General features: G+C 66.5%; 20 protein-coding genes. 1 reads left to right on the forward strand and 19 read right to left on the reverse strand.

Annotated elements, in window-relative coordinates; genetic code table 11:
• Positions 1 to 78: 78 nt before the first annotated feature.
• From F3J44_RS25580 to F3J44_RS25660, 17 genes are all read right to left on the reverse strand, one after another.
• Positions 79 to 9,282 carry a beta-propeller fold lactonase family protein gene (locus F3J44_RS25580; protein WP_167277202.1) on the reverse strand — a complete coding sequence of 3,068 codons (9,204 nt, stop codon included), beginning with the start codon at positions 9,280 to 9,282 and terminating at the stop codon, positions 79 to 81.
• Positions 9,283 to 9,294: 12 nt separating this feature from the next.
• Positions 9,295 to 10,854, reverse strand: coding sequence for a TadE/TadG family type IV pilus assembly protein (locus F3J44_RS25585; protein ID WP_167056372.1), 1,560 nt, complete (start codon positions 10,852 to 10,854; stop codon positions 9,295 to 9,297).
• A 141-nt stretch (positions 10,855 to 10,995) separates the two neighbouring features.
• Positions 10,996 to 11,607 carry a TadE/TadG family type IV pilus assembly protein gene (locus F3J44_RS25590; protein WP_167056369.1) on the reverse strand — a complete coding sequence of 204 codons (612 nt, stop codon included), beginning with the start codon at positions 11,605 to 11,607 and terminating at the stop codon, positions 10,996 to 10,998.
• Complete coding sequence (locus tag F3J44_RS25595; RefSeq protein WP_167277205.1) at positions 11,604 to 12,149, reverse strand: TadE/TadG family type IV pilus assembly protein; 546 nt, start codon at positions 12,147 to 12,149, stop codon at positions 11,604 to 11,606. The genes F3J44_RS25590 and F3J44_RS25595 overlap by 4 nt, the downstream gene beginning before the upstream one ends.
• 6 nt (positions 12,150 to 12,155) lie before the next feature.
• The gene (locus F3J44_RS25600) at positions 12,156 to 13,022 is read right to left on the reverse strand and encodes a tetratricopeptide repeat protein (protein WP_167277207.1); all 867 of its coding nucleotides are present in this window, start codon (positions 13,020 to 13,022) and stop codon (positions 12,156 to 12,158) included.
• Positions 13,023 to 13,048: 26 nt separating this feature from the next.
• Positions 13,049 to 14,002 (reverse strand): type II secretion system F family protein, encoded by a 954-nt coding sequence (locus tag F3J44_RS25605; RefSeq protein WP_167056360.1) that lies wholly within the window; start codon positions 14,000 to 14,002, stop codon positions 13,049 to 13,051.
• Positions 13,999 to 14,979, reverse strand: a complete 981-nt coding sequence (locus tag F3J44_RS25610) for a type II secretion system F family protein (protein ID WP_205300183.1) — start codon at positions 14,977 to 14,979, stop codon at positions 13,999 to 14,001. The genes F3J44_RS25605 and F3J44_RS25610 overlap by 4 nt, the downstream gene beginning before the upstream one ends.
• Positions 14,979 to 16,331, reverse strand: coding sequence for a CpaF family protein (locus F3J44_RS25615; RefSeq protein ID WP_167056353.1), 1,353 nt, complete (start codon positions 16,329 to 16,331; stop codon positions 14,979 to 14,981). Before F3J44_RS25615 ends, F3J44_RS25610 begins: the two co-directional genes overlap by 1 nt.
• Positions 16,332 to 16,347: 16 nt before the next feature.
• Entirely contained in the window at positions 16,348 to 17,586 is a 1,239-nt protein-coding gene (locus F3J44_RS25620) for a CpaE family protein (protein WP_167056350.1), read from the reverse strand.
• Positions 17,587 to 17,601: 15 nt separating this feature from the next.
• Complete coding sequence (locus F3J44_RS25625; RefSeq protein WP_167277212.1) at positions 17,602 to 18,246, reverse strand: CpaD family pilus assembly lipoprotein; 645 nt, start codon at positions 18,244 to 18,246, stop codon at positions 17,602 to 17,604.
• Positions 18,247 to 18,263: 17 nt separating this feature from the next.
• Positions 18,264 to 19,799: a type II and III secretion system protein family protein gene (locus tag F3J44_RS25630; RefSeq protein WP_167277215.1), complete on the reverse strand. Its 1,536-nt coding sequence runs from the start codon at positions 19,797 to 19,799 to the stop codon at positions 18,264 to 18,266.
• A gap of 53 nt (positions 19,800 to 19,852) precedes the next feature.
• A complete protein-coding gene (gene cpaB / locus F3J44_RS25635; RefSeq protein ID WP_167277218.1) occupies positions 19,853 to 20,755 on the reverse strand; it encodes a Flp pilus assembly protein CpaB in 903 nt (300 codons plus the stop codon).
• 15 nt (positions 20,756 to 20,770) lie between these two features.
• Positions 20,771 to 21,328, reverse strand: a complete 558-nt coding sequence (locus tag F3J44_RS25640) for a prepilin peptidase (protein WP_167277220.1) — start codon at positions 21,326 to 21,328, stop codon at positions 20,771 to 20,773.
• Positions 21,329 to 21,343: 15 nt separating this feature from the next.
• Entirely contained in the window at positions 21,344 to 21,538 is a 195-nt protein-coding gene (locus F3J44_RS25645; protein WP_167277222.1) for a Flp family type IVb pilin, read from the reverse strand.
• 122 nt (positions 21,539 to 21,660) lie between these two features.
• A complete protein-coding gene (locus F3J44_RS25650) occupies positions 21,661 to 23,052 on the reverse strand; it encodes a HAMP domain-containing sensor histidine kinase (protein WP_167056331.1) in 1,392 nt (463 codons plus the stop codon).
• Positions 23,039 to 23,704, reverse strand: a complete 666-nt coding sequence (locus F3J44_RS25655) for a response regulator transcription factor (protein ID WP_167056327.1) — start codon at positions 23,702 to 23,704, stop codon at positions 23,039 to 23,041. Before F3J44_RS25655 ends, F3J44_RS25650 begins: the two co-directional genes overlap by 14 nt.
• A 356-nt stretch (positions 23,705 to 24,060) precedes the next feature.
• The gene (locus F3J44_RS25660) at positions 24,061 to 24,243 is read right to left on the reverse strand and encodes a hypothetical protein (protein WP_167277225.1); all 183 of its coding nucleotides are present in this window, start codon (positions 24,241 to 24,243) and stop codon (positions 24,061 to 24,063) included.
• Between the two features lie 447 nt (positions 24,244 to 24,690).
• On the opposite strand from F3J44_RS25660, the gene F3J44_RS25665 reads away from it, so the two are divergent.
• Positions 24,691 to 25,095, forward strand: coding sequence for a hypothetical protein (locus tag F3J44_RS25665; protein ID WP_167056319.1), 405 nt, complete (start codon positions 24,691 to 24,693; stop codon positions 25,093 to 25,095).
• A gap of 21 nt (positions 25,096 to 25,116) precedes the next feature.
• Here F3J44_RS25665 and F3J44_RS25670 read toward each other — a convergent pair whose 3' ends face one another.
• Positions 25,117 to 25,590: an OsmC family protein gene (locus tag F3J44_RS25670; RefSeq protein WP_167277227.1), complete on the reverse strand. Its 474-nt coding sequence runs from the start codon at positions 25,588 to 25,590 to the stop codon at positions 25,117 to 25,119.
• 97 nt (positions 25,591 to 25,687) lie between these two features.
• A complete protein-coding gene (locus F3J44_RS25675) occupies positions 25,688 to 25,963 on the reverse strand; it encodes a hypothetical protein (RefSeq protein ID WP_167277230.1) in 276 nt (91 codons plus the stop codon).
• Positions 25,964 to 26,286 lie beyond the last annotated feature (323 nt).

Consider the following 26,286-nt stretch of genomic DNA (forward strand, 5'->3'; position numbering starts at 1 on the left):
CGCTCGATTTCACAGGCGCTGAAAATCTGCCGGCGAGCACCCAGAGGCCTTAAAAAGGCACCTGCGCGCAGCCGCCTTTCAGCGGTTGCCGAAGACGGTTACCAGCAGCTCCTGGGCCTGACTCATCCAGCTACCGCTAGCCTTGGCCTGCAATTGCGCGCTAAGCCCCTGGTGGCCAGGCAGCGGCTCGGCCGATGCCTGGGGTTGGCCCTGGCTTGCATGCAGGTGCAGCTTGACCGTGGCCTGGTGCCCCGCGCTGTCCTGGCCACGCAGCAGCAAGTCGAGCTGGCCGTAGCGCTGCAGCGCCTGGCCCTGTACCTGGATCTCCCCGCGTTGCGGGTCGAAGCGAATCCACGCTGGCAGCGGCAGGCCGTTGGCCAGGCGCACGCTGATTTGCACGCGACCGTCGCGGCTGCTGAGTAGGCCGCCTGGCAGCTTGATTACGCCGCCGGGCGCGGCGGCCAGGTGCACGTCGTGGCGTGTGGCCTGTACCCCGACAGCCAGTGGGTCGATGGCCAGCAACGGCGCGCCAAGGCGCAGCGACACCGGCTCGTCGCGGTGTTCGGGCAACGCATCAGGCTCGGGCAAATCGGCAATCTCCTGGGTGCGACGGTCGAAGGCGGCCTGGCTGTCGTCGATCTGGCGCAACACCTGGGCGGCGACATCGGCCCGTGGGGCATCGCGCTCGACCGTTGCGGCAGCCGCAGTGGCCTGGGCAGGCCAGAAGGGCGCTTGGGCGTCAAGGATGACCGGGTTGACGGAATCCACGGGAACCGTCGGCTCTACGGGTTCCACAGGGTTTGTCGGTTCAGTTGGGTCGACAGGGTCAACAGGCTCCACGGGGTCAACAGGATCGACAGGGTCTACAGGGTCTACAGGATCGACAGGGTCTACAGGATCCACGGGATCAACAGGCTCCACTGGCTCCTGAGCCGCCCCCACCAACACACTCACCCGCACCGCGGCACTGTCCAACGCGCCGTCATTGAGTGTCAGCGCCAGGCGTACCTCGCCGGTCTGCGTCGCGCTGCTGGCATACGACAGTTGGTGCAGCAGGGCATTGGCCTGGGCGCGGGTCAGCGCCGCCTCGATCTTCACGCTCAGTACGCCGTCGACACTCTGCAACTGCGCTACCACCTGGCCGTCGAGCAGTACCTGCCCATTGACCAGGCTGAAGCCATTGCCGGCGATCAAGCCGAACTGGTCGCTGGCCACCGCGCCGCCTTCGCGTTGCAGGCTCAGGCTGGCACCCTGGTAATTGCCCAGGCCACCATTGGCTGCGTCCATTTCCGCATCGCCCAGGCGCAAGGCCGGGGCCAGCGCCACCGGTTCGCCGGCCAGCGTGTAGTGTGGCTGCGCAGCGCCGGGGGCCTCGAACTGGGCAATGCCCTGGCCAATCACCAACACCTGGCCAGCACTGCCCAGCTGGATATGCCCGCCCTGGGTGACGACCGCCGAATGCTGCTCGTCGAGCCGTTGCAGGCCTTCGCTGCTGGCATACCGCTGGACCGTGCCATCGGCCAGCACCAGGTACAGGCTGCGGCCATCGGCGCTCAACGCCATGTCACTGATCCCGCTCACCTCGACACGGTCGAGCAGGCTCAGCGTGTGGCTGGTCGGGTTCAGGCTCAGGCGAGTCACGCCGTTGCCAGCGGCGATGTACAAGGTGCTGCCATCGCTGCTCAGTTGCGCACCCACCAGCCCGCTAAGGTCAAGGCCACCGGCGGTACTGGCATCGGCATGGGTGACCAGCGTCAGCACACCTGCGGTATCCCGCTGGTAGACGATCACCGCCAGGTGGTTCTGGAAACCGGTAGTCACCACCAGCAGGTCGCCTTGCTGCGACAGGCTACGGGGCTGCCACAGGTAGGGGGCCGAGAAGCCGTTGCCCGCCAGTTGGCTGGCCAGGGTCAGGGCGCCGTCGGCACCGCGCTCGAACACGGCCAGGCCGTAGTCCCCGGCCACATACACGTGGCGGCCGTCCTGGTCCACCAGCACCTGGCTCAGGCTGCCCAGGTCGCTGAGGTAGCCCGTGCTCTGCACGAAAGTCAGGTTGCCGTCGGCATCACGCAGGTAGGTCCGCACCTCGTTGCCGCCATTGGCCACGGCATACAGCGACTGGCCATCGCTGCTCAGCGCCAGGCTGTCGATGGTCACGCCCTCGCTGGCAGGCAGGCGCCCCAGCGCGCTCAGGCTGCCATCGGCGGCCAGGGCGAACCAGGCGATCACGCCCTGGCTGTCGGCCACGAACAAGGTCTTGCCGTCGCTGCTCAGCACGGCGCTGTGCACATCGGCCAGCCCCGCCAGGCTTGCGTCTTCATGGCTCAGGGTGAAATCACCCAGCGACAGCACCGGGTCGTTGTCCACTTGCGGGGCGTCGTTGACCTGCAGCACCTGCACGGTCACCGCCAGCGCCGCCGACGCCAAATGGCCATCGCTGAGGGTCACGCTGATGTGCACCTGGGCGGCCGGGGCGCGGTTGCTGCTGGCGAAGGTCACCTGGCGCAGCACGTTGTTGACGTCGGCGCGGGTTGGCGCAGTACCGGCGTCGTCGTTGAAGTGCACCACCAGGCTGGCGCCTTCCACGGCGACCGTGCCAATGGCCACGCCGTTCTTGAGCAGGGTGCCGTCCACCAGGGTCAGACCGTTGCCCTCGCGCAATGCCAGGGTGTCTCCGGCCTGGGGCGCGTCCAGGGTGACCGTGAGCGTTGCGCCTTGGTAGTTGCCCAGGCCGTTGCCCAAGGCATCGAACTGGGCGTCGCTGACACTGGCCTGGGGCGCGATGGTGATCGCTGCTCCGGCCTCGTTGTACAGCTGCGCGGCGCCGTTGTTGCTCACTTGCGGCGCGCTGTTGTCGGCGGCGCTGCGTTGCAGGGTAACGGTGACGCTATCGGCCAGGGTGGTGTCGAGGTTGACATTGTCCGCCTGGGCACTTTCGACGATGGCCAGGGTGAGCGTGCGGCTGCCACTCAACTCGCCGGCGCTGTTGTAGAACGCCAGGCTGTCGATCAGTGCCGCGGTGTCGGCGGCAGAGCGGTTGACGTACAGGGTCAGCGTGGTCACACCGCCTTCCACGCGGATCATGTACTGCAGGCCGTCAGGCAGCGTGGGGGAGGAGTCGATGGCCTGGTCGAGGTTGATTTTCTGGCCCAGCACGCGGATTACATCGTGGGCGGCCACGGCGTCCAGGGTGATGACCACCCGGGCGATGTTCTGGCCGCTTTCGATGGTGTCGATGCGGGTGCCGGTGAACAGGTTCACCGGGTCGCCCCAGCCTTGCAGCGTCGGGTTCAACGGCTGGCTTTCGAGAGTGGCCGGGTCGTTGACCCCGATGAGGGTCAGGTCCACGCTCAGCCGGGTGTTGTTGCCGTCGCCGTCGTTGAAGGTGATCTGCACCTGCTGGCGGGTGCCGTCGCGGGTCGGGTCATGGCTGAGGTTGCGGTAGTCGATCTGGCGCAGGATCGCCTGGGCATCGGCCTGGGTCAGCGGGGCGATGAACAGCACGGTCAGCTGGCCATCGGCCTGGGTGAGGCTGGCAATCGCCGTGTCGCCCTTGAAAATCTGGCCGTCGCGCAGGGTCAGGCCATTGCCGTCGACAAAGCCGAACAGGTCGTCGCTCGACGCCCCGCCCTGGCGTGCGATCACCAGGCTCGCGCCCTGGTAGTCGCCCAGCGCATCCAGTTGCTGGTCGCTCAACGCGCCGCTTGGCAGCAGCAGGGTGGCGGCGTCGCCTTCGGTGACCTGCAGGCCGTCCACCTTGATGCGCAGGCCGACGACCTTGCTGCCGTCCACATCGCCGGCCAGGTACAGGTGCTGGCCATCGGCGCTGAGGCTAAGGCCGGTCAGTTGCTCGGTGCCCCATTCATCCAGCTGGAAGCTGCGCGCCTGGCTGCTCAGCAGGCCGTCGCTGGTACGGGCGAAGCTTTCCAGGTGCTCGCCGCCGGCGACGAACACGGCGCTGCCGTTGCGCGCCACCACCAGGTCGATGGCATCGGCTTGTACCGTTTGGCTGCCGAGCAGTTGCAGGCTGCCGTCGGCGCCCAGGGCGATGCTGTACAGCACGGTGCTGTCTTGCTTGTCGAGCACGTACAGCGAGCTGCCATCGGCGCTCAGGGCCAGGGCGGCCAAGTTGTGCGTTTCGCTGCCGGTGGCCAGGGTGGCGACTTGGCTCAGCGAGCCGTCGCTGGCGATGCGCAGGGTGGCCAGCAGGTATTGGCCGCCCATGCCGCTGGCCAGCAGGTACTGGCCGTCGGCGCTCACCAGCAGGCGGTGCACGCTGCCAAGGCCGGTGAAGTCGGTGTAGGCGGCCACCTGGCTGAGGCTGCCGTCTTCGGCCTGGCGCAGCACGAACAGGCCGGCGTTGGTGGCCAGGTACAGGCTGTCGCCATGTTGGGCGATGTCGTCCACCATCGGCAGGCTTTCGCCCAGGCTGTCGGCGCTGAAATGGCTGGCCAGGGTGAGGGCACCGGTGTCGCTGTTGCGGGCGAACACTTGCACGCTGTTGTCGCCCGAGGTGATTACGTACAGCCATTTCTGGTCGGCAGACAACACCACCTTCTCCGGCACGGAGAGGGTAAGGTCACCGCTGCCCAGGGTTTGCACCAGCGTCAGCTGGCCGTCGGCGTCGCGGCTGAACACGCTGATCGCTGCCTTGCTCGACCCGTCCCAGCCGCTGGCATCGGCAATTACGTACAGGTAGCGGCCATCGTCGCTGAGCAAGGTGTCGCGCGGCGAGTCGATCAGGTTGGTGCCGCTGTCGTCCTGGTTCACGCCGCTGCCGACCTGTTCAAGGTCGGTGGTGTCGGCTGACAGCTGCGGCCGTTGGTCCGGTGCTGCCTGCACTTCCAGTTGCAGTTGCACCACGGTTTCGGCGCCGCGGGCATCGCTGACCACCAGGCGCAGGCTGTACTGGCCAACGCTGCCGGCGGCCGGGCTGCCGCTGATGGTGCCGGTGGCGGCATCGAACGTCAGGCCTTCGGGCAGGCCCTGCAGGGTGAAGCTCAGGCTGTCGCCTTCGGCGTCAGTGAACGCGGCCAAAGGCAAGGTGGCCTGGAACGGTTGCTCGACTTCGATGCTGCCCAGTACCGGCATGCCTTGGCTGCTGGTGGGCGCGTGGTTGACATGCAGCACGATCTCGCGGCTGCTCTGTTTCAGGCCGTCGTCGAATGTCAGGGTCAGGCTGACCTGGGCGTCGGTGGCGCTGGGGCCTGCGCTGTAACCCAGTTGATGCAGCACGGCGTTGACGGTTTGTGCATCCACCGCGCCGGTAAAGGTCAGGGTCAGGGTGCCTGCGCTTTGCACCAGGGTTGCCACCGGCTGGCCGTTGAGCAGCAGGCGCTGGCCGTCCTGGGTCAGGCCGTTGCCGCTGACGAAGGCGAACTGGTCGGCGGCCTGGGCCGCATCGCTGCGGCTGACGGTCACCACCAGGCCGGCATAGCTGCCCTGGGCCTCGTAGTCCACGTCGCTGACCGTAAGGCCTGCGGCGAACAGGTTGTCCGCGCCCTGGTTCCAGGCTTGGGTATGCTGGGCGTTGAGCACCCCCAGCCCACCGCTGACCAGCACGGCGCCGGTGTACAGGTTGCGCCCGTCGCTGCTGATGATGACCCGGTTGGCGCTCATGCCCAGGGCGATGTTGTGGCTGTGGGTGAGGGCGCCGGTGGTGAGGTCGCGGCTGAACACCACCAGTTTCTGCGCGCCAAAGGTGGTGGCATAGACGGTCTTGCCATCGGCGCTGATGGCCATTTCGCGCAGGAAGGTGCTGCTGGTCAGGGCATAGGTATCGATGGCGCCGGTGAAGGTCAGCTTGCCGCTGCTTGGGTCGCGGCTGAAGCTGCTGATGTAGGCCGGGTCGTTGCTGCTGATGTACACCGTGCTGCCATCGGGAGCGATGATGATGTCGTTGGCGTTGAGAAAGCCGGTGTTGCTTGGCAGCGCGGCACTGGCCGGGTCGCTGCTGATGCTGTCGAGGGTCAGCGTTTGCAACAACGTCAGGGTGCCGCTGCTGGCATCGCGGCTGAGTACCGTGAGGGTACGGCTGCTGAGGTTGCTGATGTAGGCCGTGGCCCCGTCGGGCGACAACACCAGGCCGCTGGGGCGCGGCATGCTGGCGCTGTCGGCGTAGCTGCCAACCCAGGTCAGGGCGCCGGTCTGCGGGTCGCGGGCGTAGATGCCCACGGTCGCCTTGCCGGTACTGCCGTCGGCCACCGTGGCGCCGTTCACGGTGTAGAGGAACTTGCCATCGGCCGACAGCACGATCTGCCCAACCTGGCCATCCAGGCCTTTCACGCCGCCTTCGAGCTGGCCATCGGCATTGGCCACGGCGCCGTCGCCCTGGTGGGCCTGCACGCCTTGGTAGGTCAGCTCGCCGGTATTGGCGTCGCGCTGGAACAGTACCAGGGTGCCGGCGTCCTGGCCGCTGATATAGCCGGCCACGTACACCGAGTTGCCATCGGCGGAGAAGGCCACCGAGCTGGTCTTGTTCAGGCCGTCGACTTCGATGGCCACGGTGCCTGGGTCGTCGCTGGCGCCTTGGGTGAAGGTTTGCAGCAGGGTCAGGCTGCCGTTGCTGGTGTCGCGGGCAAACACCTGCACGTAGCCGGTGCCGGTGGCATTGGTGGCGCTGTTGCTGGCCACCACCAGGGTTTTGCCATCGGCGCTCAGGGTCAGGCTGATCACGTGGTTGCTGAAACCATCGAGCTTGCCGTCGAAGTAGATCAGCGTGCCATCGGGGGTGAAGCTGTCGCTCAGCTGCGGAGCACTGCCGGTGCGCAGGGTGAGTTGCGCGGTGATGGCCAGGGCCCGGGTGTCGACGCCGCCGCCTCCGCTGCCGCCATTGTCGGTGACACTGGCCAGGGTGATGCTGCGCACGCCGCTGACGGCGCTGACGTGTTCGTTGCGGTAGGCGATGCCATCGACCAGGTTCTGCACGGCGGCAGTGGCAAGGCCGCTGCTGCTGGTCAGTACCAGCGTGGCCTTGGCGCCGTCGCGGGTGTAGCTGTAGGCCATGCCGTTGGCCAGGGTGCCACTGGCGGACTGCTCCAAGGCGATGCGGGTGCCGTCCACCAGCAGGTACTCGTCGCTGGCATCGGCCAGGCCGTCGAGTTCGAAGGCAAGCCCGGTGATGCTCTGGCCGGCCTCGCCGGTGCTCACCTGGGTGCCGCTGAACAGCTGCACTTGCACCCCCGGGGTGTCGTACACCGGGTTCACCACAGGTTGCGCGCTCAGGGTGGGCGCGCTGTTGATGCCGATCAGCAGGGCCACGACCTGCGCCTTGCTGTCGAGCTGGCCATCGTTGGCCACCAACTGCAGGCTGACGGCGCCTGTGTCGGTGGCGTTGCGGTAGATGACCTGCTGCAGCACGCTGTTGGCCTGGCTGCGGGTGAGCGCGGCGCTGAAGGTCACGGTCAGCGTGCCATTGGCCTGGGTGAAGCGGCCAACTTCCACGCCGTTGCTCAACAGGCGCTCACCGTCCACGCTGAAACCGTTGCCGGCGGCGAAGGCGTACTGGTCGTTGCCATTGGCCCCGCCCTGGCGCTGCAAGGTCAGGGTAAAGCCGCTGTAGTCGCCCAGCCCTGCGCCCAGGGCATCGGCGTTGCTGTCGCTCAAGGTCAGGCCTTGGCCGATGGCCAGGTCGCTGCCGCTCATGTAGCTGCGCACGGCGCTGAAACGGTCGATGCCCGTGCCCAGGGCAAGCAGCGACTGGCCATCGGGGCTGACCAGCAAGCCTTGCGCACCGGCGGCGTCAAGGCTGCCGCTGGCGGTCAGGGTGCCATTGGCGCCGATCTGGTATTGGGTGACCTTGCCATCGCTGGTGCTGGCGTACAGGCGCAGGCCATCGGCGCTGATGGCCAGGGCGTTGACGTTCGCCAGGCTGACGCTGTTGAGCCGCACCAGGCCATTCTGGCCGAGCTGGAAAATCTGGATCACGCCGTCCTTGCGGTCGCCTACATAGATCAGCCCGCTGTCGCTGACCACCAGGCTGTGCAGGGTCTGGCCGGTGAACTGGCCGGCGGTGAGGTTGGCTGCGCCCTGGTCGACTGCACTGAGCGAGCCGTCGGCATTGCGCTTGAGCACGGTGAGGGTATCGAAGCCGATGTACTGCGGATCGGTGGTGACATACACATAGTCGCCACTGACGTAGACCTTGTCTGGCGCGGCGTTGCCAAAACTGCCCTGGCTCAGCGACTGCACCACGCTGCTGCTGACCGCACCCAGCACCGAGTCGCGCTGGTACACCTCCAGGCCATTGTATTGGGTGCTGACGTACACCCGGGTGCCATCTGCAGACAGCGCAAGGCCGGTGACGCTGCCCAGCTGCACCGCCTGGATCTGGCTCAGGGTGCCGTCGGCGGCCACCCGGTAGGTGTGGATCTGGTTGTCGCTGCCGGCGGTGTACACGAAGTTGCCGTCACTGCTCATCACCAGGGCATTGAGGGTGCCCAGGCCTTGGGGCGCGTCCAGGCTCTGCAGGGCCGTCAGGTTGCCCAGGGCATCGGCCTGGAATACCTGCAGGCGGCCGTCGCTGCCCGCGCTGTACAGGTAATGGCCGTCGCTGCTGTAGAGCGCCTTCTGCACCGTGCTGCCCAGGCCGCCGATGCCCTGGGCCAGGTCCAGCGGCGCATCGGATTGCAGTTCCGGCGCCCGGTTCACCGTGCTCACCAGGGTCAGCGTGGCACTGATGGCCGGTTCGCTGCTGTTGTTGTCCTCGCCCATGTCGCTGATGCGCGCCAGGGTTACGGTGCGCGTGCCGCTGTCGAGGCTGCCATCGAGGGTGCGGTACTGGATGCTTTCGACCAGCGCCTTGAGGTAACTGGCCGTGTTGTGCTTCTCGTTGCTCGACGACAGCGCGATGTTGATGGTGGTGAGCGTGCCTTCGGTGGTGACGGTGTAGCTAAAGTGCTCCCCCTGGGTTTCAACGCCTGCGCCAGCCGCCGGCTCCAGCACGATCTGGGTGCCGTCGATCACCAGCGCTTCCTGGCTGCCGGCGCTGTCGATGGTGATGCGCAGGGTGTCGAAGCCCTGGCCCTCGTCGTTGCTGTTGGCCACGGCATTGCTGAACAGTGGGGCACTGGTGCTGGCCTGTTCGCTGACCGTGTGGCTGGCCTGTGCCGGTTCGGCGCTGAGGCTGGGGGCGTGGTTGCCGGCAGCGGCCTGCTGGGCGTCGGCCTGCTCGGCCGTCTGCACCGCCGTGGTCACCGCGGCGGCGTCGAACATCATGCGCGGTTCGAGCGCCAGCGCCAGGCGGGTAGGGGTGGCAGGGTTGCGGGGGCGGGGAGCACTCATGGCGGGTCCTTGTCAGTCGATCAGGCGCACGAAGCGCTCGTGTTTGATGCGTTGGGCGATGTCGCTCAGCAGGTTCTTGATCTGCGCTTCGCCGTCGGCGAAGTTCTCGGCATTGGCGAAGGTCATGCTGCCGTTGCCGGCACACACCTGCAGGCCGGGGCCGGCGACCTTGTCGAACAGCACGCGGCCGAAGTCCTGCGGGTCGCCAGGGCGCACGCCGAGGAAATGGAACTTCAGGCCACGGGCGCGAAAACTCTGGCACAGCAGGGTGAAGCGCTGGCCGGCGACGTCGTTGGCCGAGACGCTGCCGTTCTCGCCGTTGATGGCTTGGCCAACCTCGGCGTTGTAGGCGTCGGTGTCGAACCAGTTGCCGGTGGTGTTGGCCAGCATCACGATGATCTTGGCGTTGTCGCCTTCACCGTCGGCGTTGAAGTCCAGCGGCAGTTCGTTGTCGCCCCAACCGGCGCTGCCGCGCATGCGCGGGGACAGCGCCATGGCGGCCCAGCCCATGGCGATGGCGTAGTTGGTGTTGAAGCGGGTGGTGAATTGCTCGCTGCGCCGCTCGATCTTGTCGATATCGCGGGTCAACGGCAGCAGCGCGGCGGCTGGGCAGCCTTTGTCGGCCACCATCCAGCGGGTGTCGTTGACCCCCGAGGCCTGGCCGAAGTCCGGGTTCGGCCCGACCCAGGAAATGGCCGGCGCGCCGGGGCTGCCGTTCTCCGGCAAGTCGTGGCGGTAGTAGATCTTGAACTGCCCGGAAGGCGCCTCGTCCCAGAAGTAGTTTTCCCCCAGGCGCAGGCCGCGATACATGCACAGCAGGTTGGCGCGCCGGTCGGGAATGCGCTGGTCGGCCAGGCCGCTGTAGCCGGTGCGAAACAGCGAGCGCAGCTCCACCGGGGTGAGCGCGCTGGGGGTGGCCCAGCGGCGGATGCGGTTGCTGTCCTCGTCGTCGTAAACGTTCACCGCCTGGCTGTAGGGCACCAGGGAAATCCAGGTCTTGCCATCGGGGCGGGTGCCCAGCACCTGTTTGGAAAACTCAAGGGTCAGGCGGCGCAGGGCGGCGATATCGCTGTCGTTCTCGCTGAGGGTGTTGGGCACCACCAGGGCCACTTCCACCGGGCGGTTGACCACCTCTGCGGTGGAACTCACCTGCAATGACTGGGGATTGGCGCCCAGCATGTCGGCATGGGCAACGAAGCTGGCCGAGACGGTGATGTTCAGCTTGCCGTCGGCGTCGCGCGTTTGCTGCACATCCACCGCGCCGCTGTCGACCTGGTCGATCAGTTCGCGGTCGGTGCCCAGGTTGGCGCGCACGAAGCCGGCGGCCAGGCCCTGCATCTGGGCAAGGCTCAGGCGGTCGTCGAGCAGGCGCTGGTTGCCCACTGCCATGGCTGCGGCGTCGGTGGCACGCTTGAGCTGCGCGGTGTTTTCCAGGGCGCGGGTTTGTTCGATGACGAAGGCGGTGGCCAGCAGGGCGCCGCCGATCACCAGGATGGCGAAGGGGGCGACGGCGCCGTGTTGCTGGCGGGCGAACTGTCGCAGCCGGTGGCGCAGAGGCAGGGTGGCAAGCATGGGGCAGGGGTTCCTGGGCGAGGCGGGTGGTGCTGGCCTTCTCGGGCCGCGCTGCAAAGATAGGAATGCTTCTTGTTAGCAGCAATCGCCGTACCATTAAGATTGCTTAACCCGGCCGCCGGGCGCGGCCGGTTCAGGCGGTCACTGGGTTTCGCCCTGGGGCATGACCTCCTGGGTCAGGGCTTTGTCCAGGGTTGGCGTGCCGTGCTGCAGGCGGCTCACAGCTTGCACTTGCAGGGTCTTGTCGGTGAGCACCAGGCTACTCAGCACCAGCCGGTCGACCTCGGTACACAGCTGCACCACCACCACCGAGCTGTCGGTGTCGCTGGCCTCGTCGTCACTGTCGTCGTCGGCGGCGCGCGGCACTTCCGGCAGCTCGCCGGTGTACTGCGCCCCGGCGCTGTTGGCCCGGCAGATGCCGCTGGCGCCGCCGCGGTGCAGGGGCCGCCAGGCCATGCTGCGGTCGGGCTCGACCTTGCTCACGATCAGCTCGAACGGCACCGGGTCGAGGTCGGTGTTCAACCGCGCGGTCATGCGCGTGGCTTCGTCCACCAAGGCCTGCAGGCCGTTGGCATCCAGCGTGCTTTGCACGCCCAGGGTGGAGGCCAGGGTATGGGCCGATTGCTCCAGGTAGCTGCGCGCCTGGTGCAGGGTGTAGAGGTCGGCGCCGAGCAGGGTGACGCCGATCAGGATGGGCATGATCAGGGCGGCCTCGACGCTGGCACTGCCGCGTTGGCTGCGACGAAAATTCATTGGCCGTCCTCGGTTTGCAGCGGGCTGGGCAGGTTGCCGAGCAAGTGGCGGTATTGGTACTGGTAGCCATCCCCGAGGCCGAACAGCGCGGGGAAGGTGGTCATGTAGTTCTGCTTGAGGTCGACCGTGACGCTGAGAATCGGCGGCGACAGCGCCGTGTCGGTGGTCTGCTGCTCTTCCTGGTCCGTGCTGTCGTCCTGGCTTGGGCCGTAGCGCGACTCGCCAAAGCTGCGCAGGTTCTCGAACGGCAGCACGTCGACCTTGAGCTCCCCGGCATCGAACAGGTTGAAGCTGCGCTCGACCATGCGCTGGGCCACCTGGGACTCCATCGCCTCGGGGCTGAGCCGGTAGTAGTCGGGTGTGGTGCGAAAGCGCTGCACGGCGTGTTCCAGGGCCAGGTTGCCGGCAGCGATCACCATGGCCATGTGGGCCAGTTCGAACAACATCATCAGGCCGAACAGCAGCACAGGCAGGATGAACGCGGTTTCCACCGCGGTCACCCCCTCCTGTTGGCGGCGCAGGCGTTGCAGGGCTGCTTTCATTGCCACTCAGTCCTGGCTGGCCAGTTGCAGCGGCTGCTGGCTGGCGGCGAGCAGTTCGCTGTCGATCGGCGCACCGCCTTCGATGCGCTGGCGCGTGGCCTGGAAGCGTTCGAGCACGCGGGCGGCGTAGTCCGGTGCCAGGCGCTCTTCGAGAATGCGCCGGGCGGTGTCGTCGTGGCCGTCGAGCACGTAGGCCAGGGCCAGGTTCAGTTGCAAGGTGACGTCGGCGCCGTTGCGCGCGGTGTTGAGCAGGCCAATGGCCTTGCTGCGCTGGCCGTCGGCCAACCAGCTCAGGGCCAGGTTGTTGGTGGCGGCGCTGTAGCCGGGGTCTAGCTCCAGGGCCTGGTTGAACGACTCGCGCGACGCCGCGTGCTGGCCCTGCTGGGCCTGGGCGACGCCCAGCATGTTCAGCAGTTGCGCCCGCTGGCTGCGGTCACCTTGCACGGCCAGTGCGCAGCGCAGGTCGGCTTCGGCGCGGGCGGCATTGCCCAGCGCCAGCGCGGCGCGGCCCAAGCCGCCGCACAGGGCCTGGCGCTCGGTGGCGGTAAGGCCGGGCATGTCGGGGCCGATCTCACGGCGGGCACGGTCGAACAGGGCGTAGGCTTCCCGGGCCGGGCGCACGGCGGCGGCGACGCTGGCGTACTCGACCAGGTAGGCGCCCTTGAGCTGCTGGCGCTGGTCCATGCGCTGGTACACCTCGAACGCACCGGCCAAGCGGCCGTTGTCGCGCAACACGCGGGCAAGCTTCAAGGCTTCGCCGGCCTCCTGGCCGGCTGGGGCATCGGCGCTGGCGTGCAGGGCCGGGGCCAGGCTGCTGCAACCGCTGAGGGTGAGAACGCCGAACAGCGACAGGGCGATAAGTGAACGGGACATGGCAGTTACCTGTGGGAAGTCGGGGGTCAGTGGGTCAGCAGGCGCACGATGCGCACCAGGGCCGGGGCGCCCATCATGGCGATGATCGGCGGCAGGATCAGGGTCATCAGCGGCACGCTCAGTTGCGCGGGCAGCTTGCCGGCGCGCTCTTCGAGGGTCAGCACCAGGGTCTTGCGGCTTTCATCGGAAATGGTGCGCAGGGCGTGGGACAGCGGGGTGCCATAGCGCTCGGCCTGAATCAGCGTCGACACCATGCTTTCGATGCCACTGACCCCGGTACGCTCGGCAAAATGCTGCAGGGCCTTGGCGCGGTCGCTGACCAGTTGCAGCTCGGCGCAGGTGTAGCGCAGTTCCTCGGCCATTTCCGGCGCCGACAAGGCCAGCTCCTTGGCCACCACTTGCAGGATGCGCCCCAGTGGCAGGCCGGCCTCGGCGCAAATCACCATCAGGTCCAGCGCATCGGGCAGGCTGCGCTCCAGGCGCCCGCCGCGGCGCGCGGCCCGGGCCTTGAGCCACAGCTCTGGCAGCAGGGTGCCGACGAACAGGGCGATCAGTGCGGCGGTCATGCCGTTGAGGGTCAGGCGCTGGCCGCTGTCGAAGCCGGCCAGCAGCACCAGCGACGCCAGCAGCAGGCCGAGCAGGTACTTGCCCAGCACCAGCAAGCCCAAGGCTTCACGCTGGCGCAGGCCGGCCAAGGTCAGCAACTCGCGCAGCTTGCGCCGGTCGCGCTCGGCACCGGCCAGTTGCTCGCCCACCCGGGCGCTGGCCTGGGCCAGCGCTTGCAGTTGCTGCGGAACCTGCAGGGCCTGGTCGCGCAGAATGTCGGCCTGGGCCTGCACGGCGCTGCTGTCGCGGGTCAGGCGCTCGCGCAGCACCGGTTGGCGCTGGCGCCGGTGCAGGCCGATCAGCGCCATGCCCAGGCCGCAGCACAAAAGGCCCAGCGCGGTGAGCACGAAGGGGTCGTCAAGCCATGGGGTCATCCGATCCTCCGGACCATCAGTTGGGTGATCAGCAGGCCCAGGGCGACGCTGCCAAAGGCATAGAACAGCACGCTGTTGCCAGTGGGGTCGTTGAGCAGGAAGCGAAAGTCCCGGGGCGAGTTGAAGTACATGTAGCCCAGCGCGCAGGGCACCAATGCGGCGACGATCTTGGCCGAGGCGCGGGCCTCGGAGGTTTTCGCCTGGATCTTGAGAAACAGCTCCTGGCGTTCGCGCAGGGTGGCCGAAAGGCGGTCGAGGGTTTCGCCCAGTCGGCCGCCGGCTTCCATGTTGATGATCAGGATCACGGCGAAGAAGCGGTACTCGTTGAGCGGCACGCGGTTGGCCGATTCCTGCATCACCTGGCGCAATGGCACGCCCAGGCGCAGCCAGTTGTCGATTTGCACGAACTCGCGGGCCAGGGGCCCGGCCAGGTTCTGCGCGACCATGCTGAAGGCGTTGCTGACCGGCACCCCGGCGCGGGCGGCGCGGGTGATGGCATCGATGGCCTGGGGCAGGTCGAGCTTGAGCTGGTGCAGGTACTTGCCCATGGCCTGGCGGTACAGCACCAGGCCGCTGAGGCTGAACGCCAGCAGCGTCAGCAGGCTGCCGTACAGCCAGGGCAGCGGTGTTTCGCGGCCCAGCAGCACGCCGAAGGTCAGGCTGGCGAGCAGCAGCATGGCCAGCCGGCTGCGCAGGTTGGCGCGCCAGCCCAGGGTGTCGAGGTCGGTCCACAGCCGCGCCAGCGCGGTGCCGATCACCGGCCAGCGGGTGAACGCCGGCCCTGTGCTGTCGCGCAACAGGCCATCGTCGCCGCCGAGCAGCGCCGCACCGCTGCCAAGGCTGGCCTTCAGCGCCGCCAGCCGCTCGGCCTGGGCCAGGCTGCGCTGGCGCTTGCCGCTGAGGCTGCGCACGGCATAGAACGCCACCAGCACGCCAAGGAACACCACCAGGGTGAACAGGTCGAGGACCGCGTTCATCACAGGCCTCCGAACAGGTGCGCGTGCTGGGTGTAGAACAGCGGCCGTTGGCCGCTGGCGACAAACTGGCCGCTCAGGCGGCCTTCGGCGTCGATGTGGGTGGTTTTGAAACCGTACAGCTCCTGGGTCTGGATCACGTCGTTCTCCATCCCGCACACCTCGGTGACCGAAACGATGCGCCGGGCGCCGTCGCGCATGCGCTCGACCTGCACGATCAGGTTCACGGCACTGGCGATCTGCCGGCGAATGGCTTCCAGCGGCAGCTGCATGCCGGCCATCATCACCATGTTCTCCAAACGCATGATGGCGTCGCGCGGGGTGTTGGCGTGCACCGTGCAGAGCGAGCCGTCGTGGCCGGTGTTCATGGCCTGGAGCATGTCGAAGCATTCACCGCCGCGCACCTCGCCAAGGATGATGCGGTCTGGGCGCATCCGCAGGGCGTTGCGCACCAGGTCGCGCTGGTCGACCTTGCCGGTGCCTTCGGCGCTGACCGGGCGGGTTTCCAGGCGCACCACGTGGCGCTGCTGCAGTTGCAGTTCGGCGGCGTCTTCGATGGTGATGACCCGGTCGGCATCGCTGATGTTCTGCGACAAGGCGTTGAGCAGGGTGGTCTTGCCCGCGCCGGTGCCGCCGGACACCACGATGTTGAGCTTGGCCAGCATGCCACGCTTGAGCACCTCGACCATGTCGGCCGACAGCGCGCTGCGCTCGGCCAGAATCTCCAGCGACATGTTGCGGCGCATGAACTTACGGATCGAGATGGTGGTGCCGTCGATGGCCAGCGGGTGGGTGATCACGTTCACCCGGCTGCCGTCGGCCAGGCGCGCGTCGACCATCGGGTTGGCCTCGTCGATGCGCCGGCCCACGGCGGCGGCGATGCGCTGGGCGGTGTTGAACACATGCTCTTCGTCGATGAAGGTGATGGGCGAAAGCTCCAGCTTGCCGTAGCGTTCGACGAACACCGTGCCGGCGCCGTTGACCAGGATGTCGTTCACCGAGTCATCGTGCAGCAGCGGCTGGATCGGGCCGATGCCGACCATCTCGTTGAGCATTTCCTCGCAAACGGCCTGCTCTTCCTGGCGCGACAGCTGCAAGCGGCTGTCGTCGCAGATGCGCCGGACCACGCCCTCGACCTGCTGGCGCAGGGCGTCGCGGCCCAGGGCGGCGGCCTTGAGCGGGTCGATCTGGTCGTACAGCTGGTTGCGGATCAGCCGGCGGTTCTGCGTGCCCAATGTGTCGGCCGGGCGCGCCGCGGCCACGCGCTGTGGGGCGTCGTTGGCAGCGCGGGCCGCGGCGGGTGCCGGGTTGCCGGGTGTGGCTTCGGGGCTTTTGCGGGTGGGGCGGATAATCATGCGCGCACTCCTTGGTTCAGGCCGCGCGGCGCGTGCGGCCGAGGGCCTGGCGCAGACGCAGGATCAGGTTGCCGGCGGCCAGTGGCGGCGCCACCGGCGTGCGCCCGCAGGCCAGGTCGGCAAGGTCGAGCAGGGCCTGGCGCAGGGCCGGGGCGCGGTTGAGCTGCAGCGGGCCTGCCAGCAGGCTGTCGGCCAGGGCACTGCCGGCGTGGGGCAGCACCAGGTCGACCTTGCGGCTGATGAAGTCTTCGAACTGCTCGCGCTCCACCACGTCGGTATTGCCGGGGCGCTGTGGGTTGGCCACCAGCAGCAGGCGCTGGCCGTTGCTTTCATCGCCAATCTCGCCCAGCAGGTTCAGGCAGTTGCGCGCATCCTGCACGCTGAAGTCGCACAGCAGGATGCGCGTGTCGGCATGGGCGAGCACATCCAGGGCGCCGTGGCAGCGGCCGCTGGGCAAGTCCCAGATCACCTGGTTGAACAGCTGGCACAGGCTGGCGCCCAGGTTCAGCAGGTGTTCGCGGCTGAAGCTGTCGGCGGCGTGCAGGTCGGGCGCTTGCGCCAGCAGGTACAGGCGCTCGTCGATCTGGGCGATGGCGCGTTCGAGCAGGCGCGAGTCCAGTTCGCTGGCGGCCAGGGTGGCGGCCAGGCCGGCATCGCCCTGGTGGCCGAGCAGCAGGGCCTGGTCGCAGCGGCCACGGTCGAAGTCGACCACTGCGCTGCTGCTGTGGCGTTCGTTCGACAGCAGCCTGCCGAGCGCTGCCACCACGGTGCTGGTGCCGCGCCCGCCGCCCACGCCGGTCACGGCCAGGGTGCGGCCGGTGCGGCTGCCGGGGGTGCCGTGTTCCTGCGGGTCGCGGGCGCGGCGCAGGGTGCTGGCGAACTGGTCCAGGGGCACCGGTTTGCACAGGTAGTCATGCACACCGGCGTGCAGCAGGGCGCGGTACAGGTTGAGGTCGTGGGCGCTGCCCAGGGCCACCAGGCGGGTGGACGGCGGGCATACCTGGCTCAGCTCGGCAATGGCCTGCAGCGGTGAGGCCTGGCCGTCGAGGTCGACCACCAGCACCTCGGGCACGCTGTGCAGCTCGCAGCCGCTCAAGGCGGCGCTGAAGCCGCCGGCCTGGGCCAGCGCCGGCGACAGGCCAAGGCGTTGCAGGTACTGGCCGAACAGCTGCGCATCGCTGCCGCTGGCGGCGTACAGCGCCAGCGCCGGGCGTGGTTCGGCGCTGGCCTGTGGGGTTCGCGTGGTGTCGTTCATCGGGGCGCTCCGCGGTCAGTCCTTGTTGAAGTTGATGTCCAGCAGTTCCACCGTTTCGTGGCGCTGGTAACGGTCGACGGCGTTGGTGGCGGCGATGCCGTCACCGCCGTCCAGGGCCTGGGCGCGGTTCAGGTCGCGAGGGTCGGCGACCATCCGGGCGATGTTGGCGCGGTTGGCGCAGCCCAGGCTGCCGATGGCGGTGAAGGGCTTGACGGTCACGCTGTCGGGGTCGCGGATCAGGCAATCGGGCACTTGCGCGACCACGGCCTCGGACACTACTTGCAGGTCGGTGTCGCCGCTGCGTTGCAGCTGGGTGGGGGCGACGATCACCTGGCGCACGCCCAGCTGGCGCAGCACCTGGGCAAGGCGCGTGGCAACCTGCTCGCCGCCTGGGGTGGCCGGGCGCAGGGTCAGGGTTTGCTGGCTCAGGCGGCCCTGGCGGGCCAGCAGGGTGTTGAGGTCGGCCAGGGAGGCCTGGTCCAGGCCTCCGGCTGGGGTGGTCTTGAGCTGCGCGACCAGTGCCGATGGCACGGCCTGGATCGCCGGCATGGGCGCACCGGGCGCGTAGGTGGCCACGCGCTGGTTGTTGAAGTTGCGGTCGCAGCCGCCTAGCAGCAGGCCGAGCGCCAGGCTGAGGAGCACGGGTTGGGCAAAGCGCATGGGGTGTTCTCCTTGGCTCAGAACAGGTAGCCGGCGGTGGCTTGGGCAGGGGTCAGGGCATCGAGCTGGGCGATGCCCCGGCCTGGCGTTTGCAGCTCGCCCGGGGTGGTGGGCTCGACCACATAGGCGGTGGCGATGATCACCAGCTCCGTGTCGGCCTGGCTGGAGGTGTGGGTTTCGAAGAACCGGCCAAGCCCGGGGATGTTGCGCAGGCCGGGCACGCCGGTGACCTGCTGGGCGCTGTTGCTGCGCAGCATGCCGGCCAGGGCGAAGCTTTGGCCGCTGGCCAGTTCCACGGTGGTGTCGGCGCGGCGCACCTTGAAGGCTGGAATCACGTTGCCTTGCAGCTCCACGGCGCCTTCATCGGACAGGTCGCTGACTTCGGGGGCGACATGCAGGCTGATGCGGTTGGGCGACAGCAGGGTCGGGGTCATGCGCATGATTACGCCGTACTGTTTGTACTCGATGGTGATGTTGTTGTTGGTGGTGATCACGATCGGCACCTCGCCGCCGGCGGCAAAGCCTGCGGTTTCGCCCGACATCGCCGTCAGGTTCGGTTCGGCCAGCACCGTGGCCAAGCCGTCCTGGGACAAGGCGGTGAGCAGGCCGGCCACGGTGGTCGAGCCATAGCGGTGGAAGCCCCCGGCCACGGCGTTGCTGACGGTGCCGCCACTGAAGGCGCCGGTGGTGGCATCGAACAGGCTGGCGCCGTTGCGGAAGAAGTAGTTGCCGTCCTTGAGCGTGGCTTCCCAGTTCAGGCCCAGTTGCGAGCTGAGGCTGCGCGACACTTCGACGATGCGCACGCTGAGGTTGACCTGGGCCGAGAGCTCGACCTTGAGCTGGTTGATGACCCGCGGGCCTTGTTCGCTGCCACCACCGCCTGCAGCGCCGCCGCCGCCGCCGCCGCCGCCGCCACCTCCGCCACCGCGCGTGCCGTCCTGCGGTGAGCCCAGGTAGCTCTCCACGGCAGTGATCACTTGGTGCGCCTGCTGTGGGGTGCGCACGCTGCCGCGCACCACCAGGCCGTTGGCCGAGGCCGGGCTGAACTCCACCTGGGCGCCGGGTACTTCGGCGATCACTTGCTTGCGCAGGGCGTCGAGGTCGTAGTCGGCCACCACGCGGATCGCGGCGATCACCTGTTCCTTGTCGTCCAGGGCATACAGGGTGGTGGTGCCTGCGGTTTGGGCGAAGACGAACACGCTGCCTGGGGTGGGCGCCTGGAAGCTGGCGATCTTCGGGTCAGCGACCAGCACCCGGGTGGCGGCCCTGGGCAGTTGCAGCAAGCGCCCCTGCTTGACCAACAGGTGCACGTCGCGGGTTTCGCTGACCTCGGTCAGGTGCGCCGGCAGGTGCGCGTTGGCGTCGGGGGCGGCCGGGTAGGCCGCTTCCTCGGCGTAGGCCTGCGGGTCTTCGGGCTGCTCGGCTTCGGGGTACTGCGGCGGCAGCTCCAGGGGTGGGTCCAGCACCACCACTTCGGCGTGCGCCGGCAGTGCGCAGAACAGGCCCAGGGCGCAGGTCAGCGCCAGGGAAAGGGGAGAGCGGGGGAACGTCATCGTCAGTGCTTCCGGAATGGCCAGTCGATGCCCGGGTGGGGCAGGTCGGGATCTCAAGGTTTCGCAGGGCGTACGTATTCGACCTGGTCGCCGCGGTAGAGCACGGGCAGCGAGTCGCCCAGCCCGGGCTTGGCGTACACGTCGGTGGCCTGGGCCAGGCGGGTGACCTCGCGGGTGCCGCTGCGGGGCAGGCCGTCACCCGGCTCGCGGTTGCCACGCAAGGCCAGCTGCAAGGTGCCGGCTTCCTTGCTCAGGGCCAGGCGTTCGGCCTGGGCCGGGGTCACTTCCAGGGTGACGGTTTCGAAGTAGCGGTTTTCCTTGTCGTTTGCCGCTGCCGCCGGTGCAGCCGGCTCAGCGCTGTTCAGCCGTGCGGTGAGGTCGCGGGCGCTGCGGTTGACGGCCAGCACGCGCACATCGCGCAGCAGGGTTTGCGCGGCGAGCTTGGGTGGGCCGAGGTCGCGGTCGTCGTTCTTGCCCACCTTGAGCGAAAGAATCACGTCGACCCGGTCGCCGGCGCTGACCAGCCCCTGGCTGACGGCTACCGCCGAGGTGGGCAGCGACAGGCCGCGCATGCCTGGCTTGAGTACCGCGGCCAGGAAGCCCGGCTCGCCAGCGCGCACCAGCAGCGCGGCGGTCAGTGCCTGGCCGGCCTTGAGCGGGCGGCGCAGCACGGCGCCGGCGCCCAGGTCGAGCTTGCCCTGGCCACGCTGGAAGTACTGCTCGGCCGAGGGCAGCGACTGCACTTCCTGCCAGCGCAGCATGCTGCGGTCGATCAACTGGCCAGGGCGCAGGTCGGTGGCGGCTACCAGCACGGCCAGCGGCGCCTTTTCCGGGGTAGCGGGCTTGGCGGCGGCAACGGCGGCCGGTGGAGGGGCGAGCAGAACGCGGGCCAGCAGGGCTGCGCCACCGGCCAGGACCAGGGCGCCTGCCAGCAAGAGGACGGAAGGGGTTTTCATGGGACAACCAGATCGTCAGGGGTGGATGGAAGAGAACAAGGTGAAGAAACTGCCGGTCGCGATGGCCAGGCCGTAAGGCAGGCCCTGTGGGCGCTCACGGGTGAGCACGGTGGGGATGCCGATGCCCAGCGCTGGCAGGCGTGCGCCAAGCTGTTGCCAGAGCAGTGCACAGGTATGCTCCAGCGGCGCCAGCACCGGCATGGCCAGGGCCAGGATGCCGCCTGCCAGGGCGGTGACGATGAGAAACGCCATCTGGTTGCCGCTGCTCCACAAGCACAGCACGGTCATCAGCTTGACGTCACCGGCGCCGACCTGGCCGATGCTGAACAGCATGAACCCGACCGCCAGTACCAACACTGCACCGAGCAGCGCGCAGCCCAGCATCGGCAGCAGTTCACCGGCGCTCATCGCAGCCCAGGGGCCGAGGCCGAACACGGCGAACAGCGGCTGCGAACACCAGACCAACAGCAGCATCACCACCAGCAGGTTGTGGATGCGGCGATACAGCAGGTCCGAGGCGATCACCCAGCACAGTGCCGGTGGCAGGACGATAAGGGCCAGTTGGCTGTTCATGGCGGTGCCGGCGGCTTACTGCGCCGCGCCCTTGCCGCCGCTGATCTGGTTGCCGATGGCTTCGAAGCGGTTTTTCAGTGCCGAGATGAACACGCCGTCTTCGCCGAAGATGATGCCGATGGCCGCGGCCATGGCGGCAGCGAGAATGCCGTACTCGATGGCGGTAACACCGCTTTCGTCGTTGAGGAAGGCGCGGATGTGAGGGGTCATGGCAAATCTCCGAACGGGGCATGGTTAACAGGAAGGCCCCGGCGGGGCGTGGCTGATATTACGAGTGATTCTCAATTGCCGAGCAAGGCGACAACCATTAAGAATGCTTAAGGAAGGCCCGCTCAGCGCCCGGCCAGCACCTGTTTGCGCACGTTCAGGCTGGCTGCCAGGCCCGGCTGGTTGTCGCCCAGGCGCAGGTCGCCGCCATGCACCTCGGCAATCGCCCGCACCAGCGTCAGGCCCAGGCCATGGCCGTGGACATCGCCCTTGGGTTCAAGGCGCTGAAAACGCTCCATCGCCCGCTCGCTGTGGGCGGCACTGATACCCGGGCCGCGGTCGCGCACCTGGAGCATCCCCTGGCCATTGCGCCCGCGCGCCGCCAGGGTGATCGCCAGGCCCGGTGGTGCGTACTTGAGGGCGTTGTCGATCAGGTTGGCCAAGGCCTGGAACAGCAGGGCGCGGTCGCCGAACAGCTGGCAGTCCTTCTGTACTTCCAGCTCGAAACGGCAGCCGCGTTCATCGGCCAATGGCTGGTAGTACTCGGCCACGTCTTCGAGCAGTTCGCGTACGTCGATGACTTCGAAATGGCAGGCCATGCGCCCGGTTTCCACCTCGGCGATGCGCATGACGGCGCGGAACAGGTGCTGGATGCGCTCGCTGTCCTGTACTGCGCACAGCAGCTCCTCGCGCGCCGGCCCCTGGAGGTGTTCGCTGGCGTTGAGCAAGCGGCTCTGCAGGCGGGTCAAGGGCGTGCGCAGTTCGTGGGCGATGTGGCTGGTGATGTGCTTGACCTCGTCCATCAGCTTGTTGATGCGCCGCAGGCCGTGGTTGATCTCGATGCCCAGTTGGTCGAATTCGTCGCCATGCTGCACGGCAGGGGCCATGGCCGTGTAGTCGCCGTTGGCATAGCGGGCCAGGGCGTCACGGATGCGGTTGATGCGGTAGAGGTTGTGCAGGCCGAAGGGCAGGGCGGTAATCAGGATCGACAGCAGCAAGAGCAGCAGCCCGGCGCCGGTGGCCAGGGGAATGATGCGCGTGCGTTCGAGCATCGGCCGCAGGTCGAAGGCGCTGTAGTACTGGCCGCCATCGCCCAGGGTGATGGTCAGGCCCAGCACTTCGGCAGCCTCGCCTTGTTCATTGGTGAGGGTAATGTGGTACCAGCGCAAGCGGTCGGAGGCCGGCAAGGTTGGTTCGGGCAGCAACCCGCGGCTGCCGAACAACAGCTTGCCGTCGCGGTCGACCACCGTGGCCTGGCGTTCCTTGCGCACATCCAGCTGCTGGCGGTAACGCAGTGCCCAGCTCAGCCGCTCGGCGCTGACCATGGCGCCCTGCAACTGCTGGCTGCGCACGTCGTTGAGGATCATGTCGCGCACGTGGCTGCGCATCACCACTTCAAGCAACTGGTTGCTCAGCACGATCGAAATCAGCGAGAACAGCAGGCAGATGAAGGCGATGGTGGTGGCTTGGCGCAGGCTGCTGGTGGTCAGGAGTGGGCGAAGTTCAGCCCAGGACATAACCGATGGCCCGTACGGTTTTGATCAATGCGTGTTCGAAGCCTTTTTCCAGCTTGGTGCGCAGTTTTGACAGGTGCACGTCGATGAGGTTGGTCTGCGGGTCGAAGTTGTAGCCCCAGACTTTCTCCAGCAGCATGCTGCGGGTGACCACTTGCCCGGCATGTTCGGCCAGCACTTGCAGCAGCTTGAACTCCTTGTCGGTGAGCTCGATGCGCTTGCCCGCGCGCTGCACCTGGCGCGTGCCCAGGTCGACGCAGAGGTCCTGCACCTGCACCACTTCCTGCGGGGCGCGGGGTTTGTGGCGGCGTGCGAGCAGTTCCAGGCGCAGCAGCAGTTCGTTGAAGTCGAACGGTTTGCCCAGGTAGTCGTCGGCACCGGCGCGCAGCCCTTCGACCCGGTCGCTGGTTTGATCGTTTGCGGACAGGATCAGAATGGGCGGGCGCTGCTGGCCATCGAGCTGGCGAAGCACTTCGATGCCGTCCATCTTGGGCAGGATTCGGTCCAGGATGACGACGTCGAACACTTCATTGCCAATCATCTGCAGGGCGCCCTCGCCGTTGTCGATGGTCCGGCAGGCATGGCCAGAGGCGTGCAGCTTGCAGCCGAGCCAATGGCTAACCGACGGGTCATCTTCAACTACCAATACTCGCATTACGGTGTTCCCTCACTGGAGACGTACGCTGTTTCTATCAGTCAAACGGTTCAGGTATCAGTTAAGAATTATTAAGATTCGAAACTGAGAATCATTCGCAAAAAATGATAGCACTCTAGCATGGCGGTGGAAATGGGCAGGTGAGGGAAAGTGCTATCGCAGATGCACCGCGAGGCCTCAAGGGCAGGCAGACCGGGTGCTTGAGCAGGGGGGGAGCGGTCTTGGGATGGGGTAGGGACTGGCGCCTCCAGGCCCGCCTCAGCCCGCGCGCTGGCACGGCGGGCGGGTTTAAACCGGGCGCGTTCTGTAAAGAATGCGCGTCCGGTCGCCAGCGTTGGAGCTTTTGGGGTGGCAGGTCAAGACGAAAGCTTTTCAATGACAAACAGGATGCCCAAGCCAATGTGGATCGATAGGGCAAGCCAATACCCTGGTCGCTTGTTCCCGTTGGCGTGTTCAAGACGTACCAGGTTCATCTTGAATGCCAGGAGCACCAGTGCGACAACACCAGCACCCACTATCCATAGCGTCATGATCGTCATTTTCCGATCCTGCCAAGCTGTATGGCCGTGTTCGCTGTTCCCAGCAGTAGCAACTGGAGAACCTCCTGCTCTCGTTTGGTCATGCGCTTAGGCTCCGTTAAAGCGGTCAGTTGAATTTTGATCACGTGCGCGAGGGTGGGCGGCAACGGTGCCATGGCTGGCGACTTGCACGAAGGCCCTGCGAAACGTCGGGGATTGAAAGAAGGCGCGATACTGCCAGCAGTCGCGCCGCCATCCTTTGTAGGAGCGGGCTTGCCCCGCGAACACCGGCGCAGCCGGTGCCATGCACCGCGGTGCTTGCTTCGCGGGTCAAGCCCGCTCCTACAGAATTCACCGTTAAATCAGATAGTTGCGATTCGTTCCTTAGGACGATGTAGTAATCTTGAAAACTCCGGGTGAAAAAAATTTGGCCCCGAGCGTCTTTGTAGAAAGGCAGAGGAGATGCTTATGAAAACGGATTGGAACCTGATTCGCGAAATGATGAATACCGCTATCGATAGCTGTGAGCAAATCGATGCTGCAGGCTTTGACGAATCACTCCGTTCAGCCGTCATCAACATCAACGGCGTCGAGTACACGGTCATGGAGTTTCTAATCAGCGCGTGGACGATGCCGGAGAACATCCGTTATAAAATTATCCGAGACAGGCATGATACCCAAACGGACTCACCCTACGTTCCCGAAGCGGCACGCATCCTTCAGGCGATGGCGCAAGCCTGTTCAGAATTAATCGGTGCAGGGAGCCTGCCATCCTCACAGCAGGCGATTGCCGGCATGAATCACTGGTTTAAATCCTACGCCGTGCCCCATATCGTTGCGGCGGTTGCCCAGTCAAGAGAATCAAAACACTGAGCGATAGATCACGGCTACCGACTAGTCTTGATGCTTGATAACAGCACTGCACCTGATAGGAAAGTTGACTGAATTGGCAATAAAGCATTCGTGGTGAGCGTTGTCATGCAGGCGTCTTGCAAGATCCAGATTTGATTGGCTGCTGATGATGACCTGGGGCCTAAGCTCTGCGTCCTTGAAATGGCCTTTACGCTGGCCATCTCCTTCAAACATTCGGGCCACTGGGTGATCGACGTATGCCAGCACGTTCACATCGTTGACGGCGCACAGATGAAGATACCAAAGCTTGTGGCAGGCCGAGATCGAGGCCAGCAACATGTCTTCAGGATTCCAGCGTTCGGGGTTCCCGCGAAAGGCAGGGTCGGCAGAGCCAAGGATAGGTGCCTTGCCTGGAGCCTCCACGTTGAAGTCTCTCTGGTACGCCGTGTAGCTTGCAGTACCTTCACCCGTATTACCTATCCAATTTACGGTGACAGCGTAATGGTGTTCTTTCATGGTCACTCCTGTGTCGAAAGATGGCTGGAAAACCTTGCCCACCGCTTCTAGGGTATAGGCGCTGTATGGCCCATGGCGTGCAGGAATGCCGAATCGGTCATTCAATTTTGTTGCAGGCCCTTCTTGCAGCGCAACCCCTGGCGATTTCTTGCCATGCGTCGCTATCGGGTTTCAGCTCAGGGTAGGCTTGCAGTGCCACATCCACAGTCGCCGCGAGAACGCCCGCCATGGCATGGCCGAACGATTTCTTGAGCTCGGCATAGTCCTCTTCCGAGGCATGCAGCATGACGCGCTCCAGGGCGCTGTTGAGGGCCGAAGTGGCGTCGATGCCACCGTCAAGCAGTGCTTTTGCCGCGTGCAGGGACAAACTCATTTGCATCTCATCCACCTTTTGGAATGTTCGGGCAACACTAGACGGCTGAGTGGCGCTGTTTTTCAGCAGCGTCGGCGCTCGATCTCATAGGTGGTGAAAATTTCACGGTGAACGCATCCGAACACCATGCTGACCCAAGGTATGGATCGTCCGCAATGGTGACGGTTGCAGCCATTCGCTAACGACCGCTATCGACCCAGGCTGTGTGAAAACGCCAGTAAGTACGTCGAGTAGCGAAAGAAGCTGGGACCCCCTGTAAATTCAGCAGATCTAAGTGCAGATCTACCTCAGTCGGGCACCAGGCGCGACCTGTGCTATCCGGG

This window comes from Pantoea sp. Tr-811 (assembly GCF_011752535.1).
In the GTDB taxonomy this organism is placed as follows: Bacteria; Pseudomonadota; Gammaproteobacteria; order Pseudomonadales; family Pseudomonadaceae; genus Aquipseudomonas.

Bases quoted from the DNA above. Each gene is read 5' to 3' on its own strand.
- F3J44_RS25620 (WP_167056350.1), bottom strand. From the start codon at position 17,586: ATGAACGACACCACGCGAACCCCACAGGCCAGCGCCGAACCACGCCCG.
- cpaB (WP_167277218.1), bottom strand. From the start codon at position 20,755: ATGAAAACCCCTTCCGTCCTCTTGCTGGCAGGCGCCCTGGTCCTGGCC.
- F3J44_RS25615 (WP_167056353.1), bottom strand. From the start codon at position 16,331: ATGATTATCCGCCCCACCCGCAAAAGCCCCGAAGCCACACCCGGCAAC.
- F3J44_RS25650 (WP_167056331.1), bottom strand. From the start codon at position 23,052: ATGTCCTGGGCTGAACTTCGCCCACTCCTGACCACCAGCAGCCTGCGC.
- F3J44_RS25600 (WP_167277207.1), bottom strand. From the start codon at position 13,022: ATGTCCCGTTCACTTATCGCCCTGTCGCTGTTCGGCGTTCTCACCCTC.
- F3J44_RS25625 (WP_167277212.1), bottom strand. From the start codon at position 18,246: ATGCGCTTTGCCCAACCCGTGCTCCTCAGCCTGGCGCTCGGCCTGCTG.
- F3J44_RS25610 (WP_205300183.1), bottom strand. From the start codon at position 14,979: ATGAACGCGGTCCTCGACCTGTTCACCCTGGTGGTGTTCCTTGGCGTG.
- F3J44_RS25660 (WP_167277225.1), bottom strand. From the start codon at position 24,243: ATGACGATCATGACGCTATGGATAGTGGGTGCTGGTGTTGTCGCACTG.
- F3J44_RS25595 (WP_167277205.1), bottom strand. From the start codon at position 12,149: ATGAAAGCAGCCCTGCAACGCCTGCGCCGCCAACAGGAGGGGGTGACC.
- F3J44_RS25580 (WP_167277202.1), bottom strand. From the start codon at position 9,282: ATGAGTGCTCCCCGCCCCCGCAACCCTGCCACCCCTACCCGCCTGGCG.
- F3J44_RS25605 (WP_167056360.1), bottom strand. From the start codon at position 14,002: ATGACCCCATGGCTTGACGACCCCTTCGTGCTCACCGCGCTGGGCCTT.
- F3J44_RS25670 (WP_167277227.1), bottom strand. From the start codon at position 25,590: ATGAAAGAACACCATTACGCTGTCACCGTAAATTGGATAGGTAATACG.
- F3J44_RS25585 (WP_167056372.1), bottom strand. From the start codon at position 10,854: ATGCTTGCCACCCTGCCTCTGCGCCACCGGCTGCGACAGTTCGCCCGC.
- F3J44_RS25640 (WP_167277220.1), bottom strand. From the start codon at position 21,328: ATGAACAGCCAACTGGCCCTTATCGTCCTGCCACCGGCACTGTGCTGG.
- F3J44_RS25590 (WP_167056369.1), bottom strand. From the start codon at position 11,607: ATGAATTTTCGTCGCAGCCAACGCGGCAGTGCCAGCGTCGAGGCCGCC.
- F3J44_RS25655 (WP_167056327.1), bottom strand. From the start codon at position 23,704: ATGCGAGTATTGGTAGTTGAAGATGACCCGTCGGTTAGCCATTGGCTC.
- F3J44_RS25675 (WP_167277230.1), bottom strand. From the start codon at position 25,963: ATGAGTTTGTCCCTGCACGCGGCAAAAGCACTGCTTGACGGTGGCATC.
- F3J44_RS25645 (WP_167277222.1), bottom strand. From the start codon at position 21,538: ATGACCCCTCACATCCGCGCCTTCCTCAACGACGAAAGCGGTGTTACC.
- F3J44_RS25665 (WP_167056319.1), top strand. From the start codon at position 24,691: ATGAAAACGGATTGGAACCTGATTCGCGAAATGATGAATACCGCTATC.
- F3J44_RS25630 (WP_167277215.1), bottom strand. From the start codon at position 19,799: ATGACGTTCCCCCGCTCTCCCCTTTCCCTGGCGCTGACCTGCGCCCTG.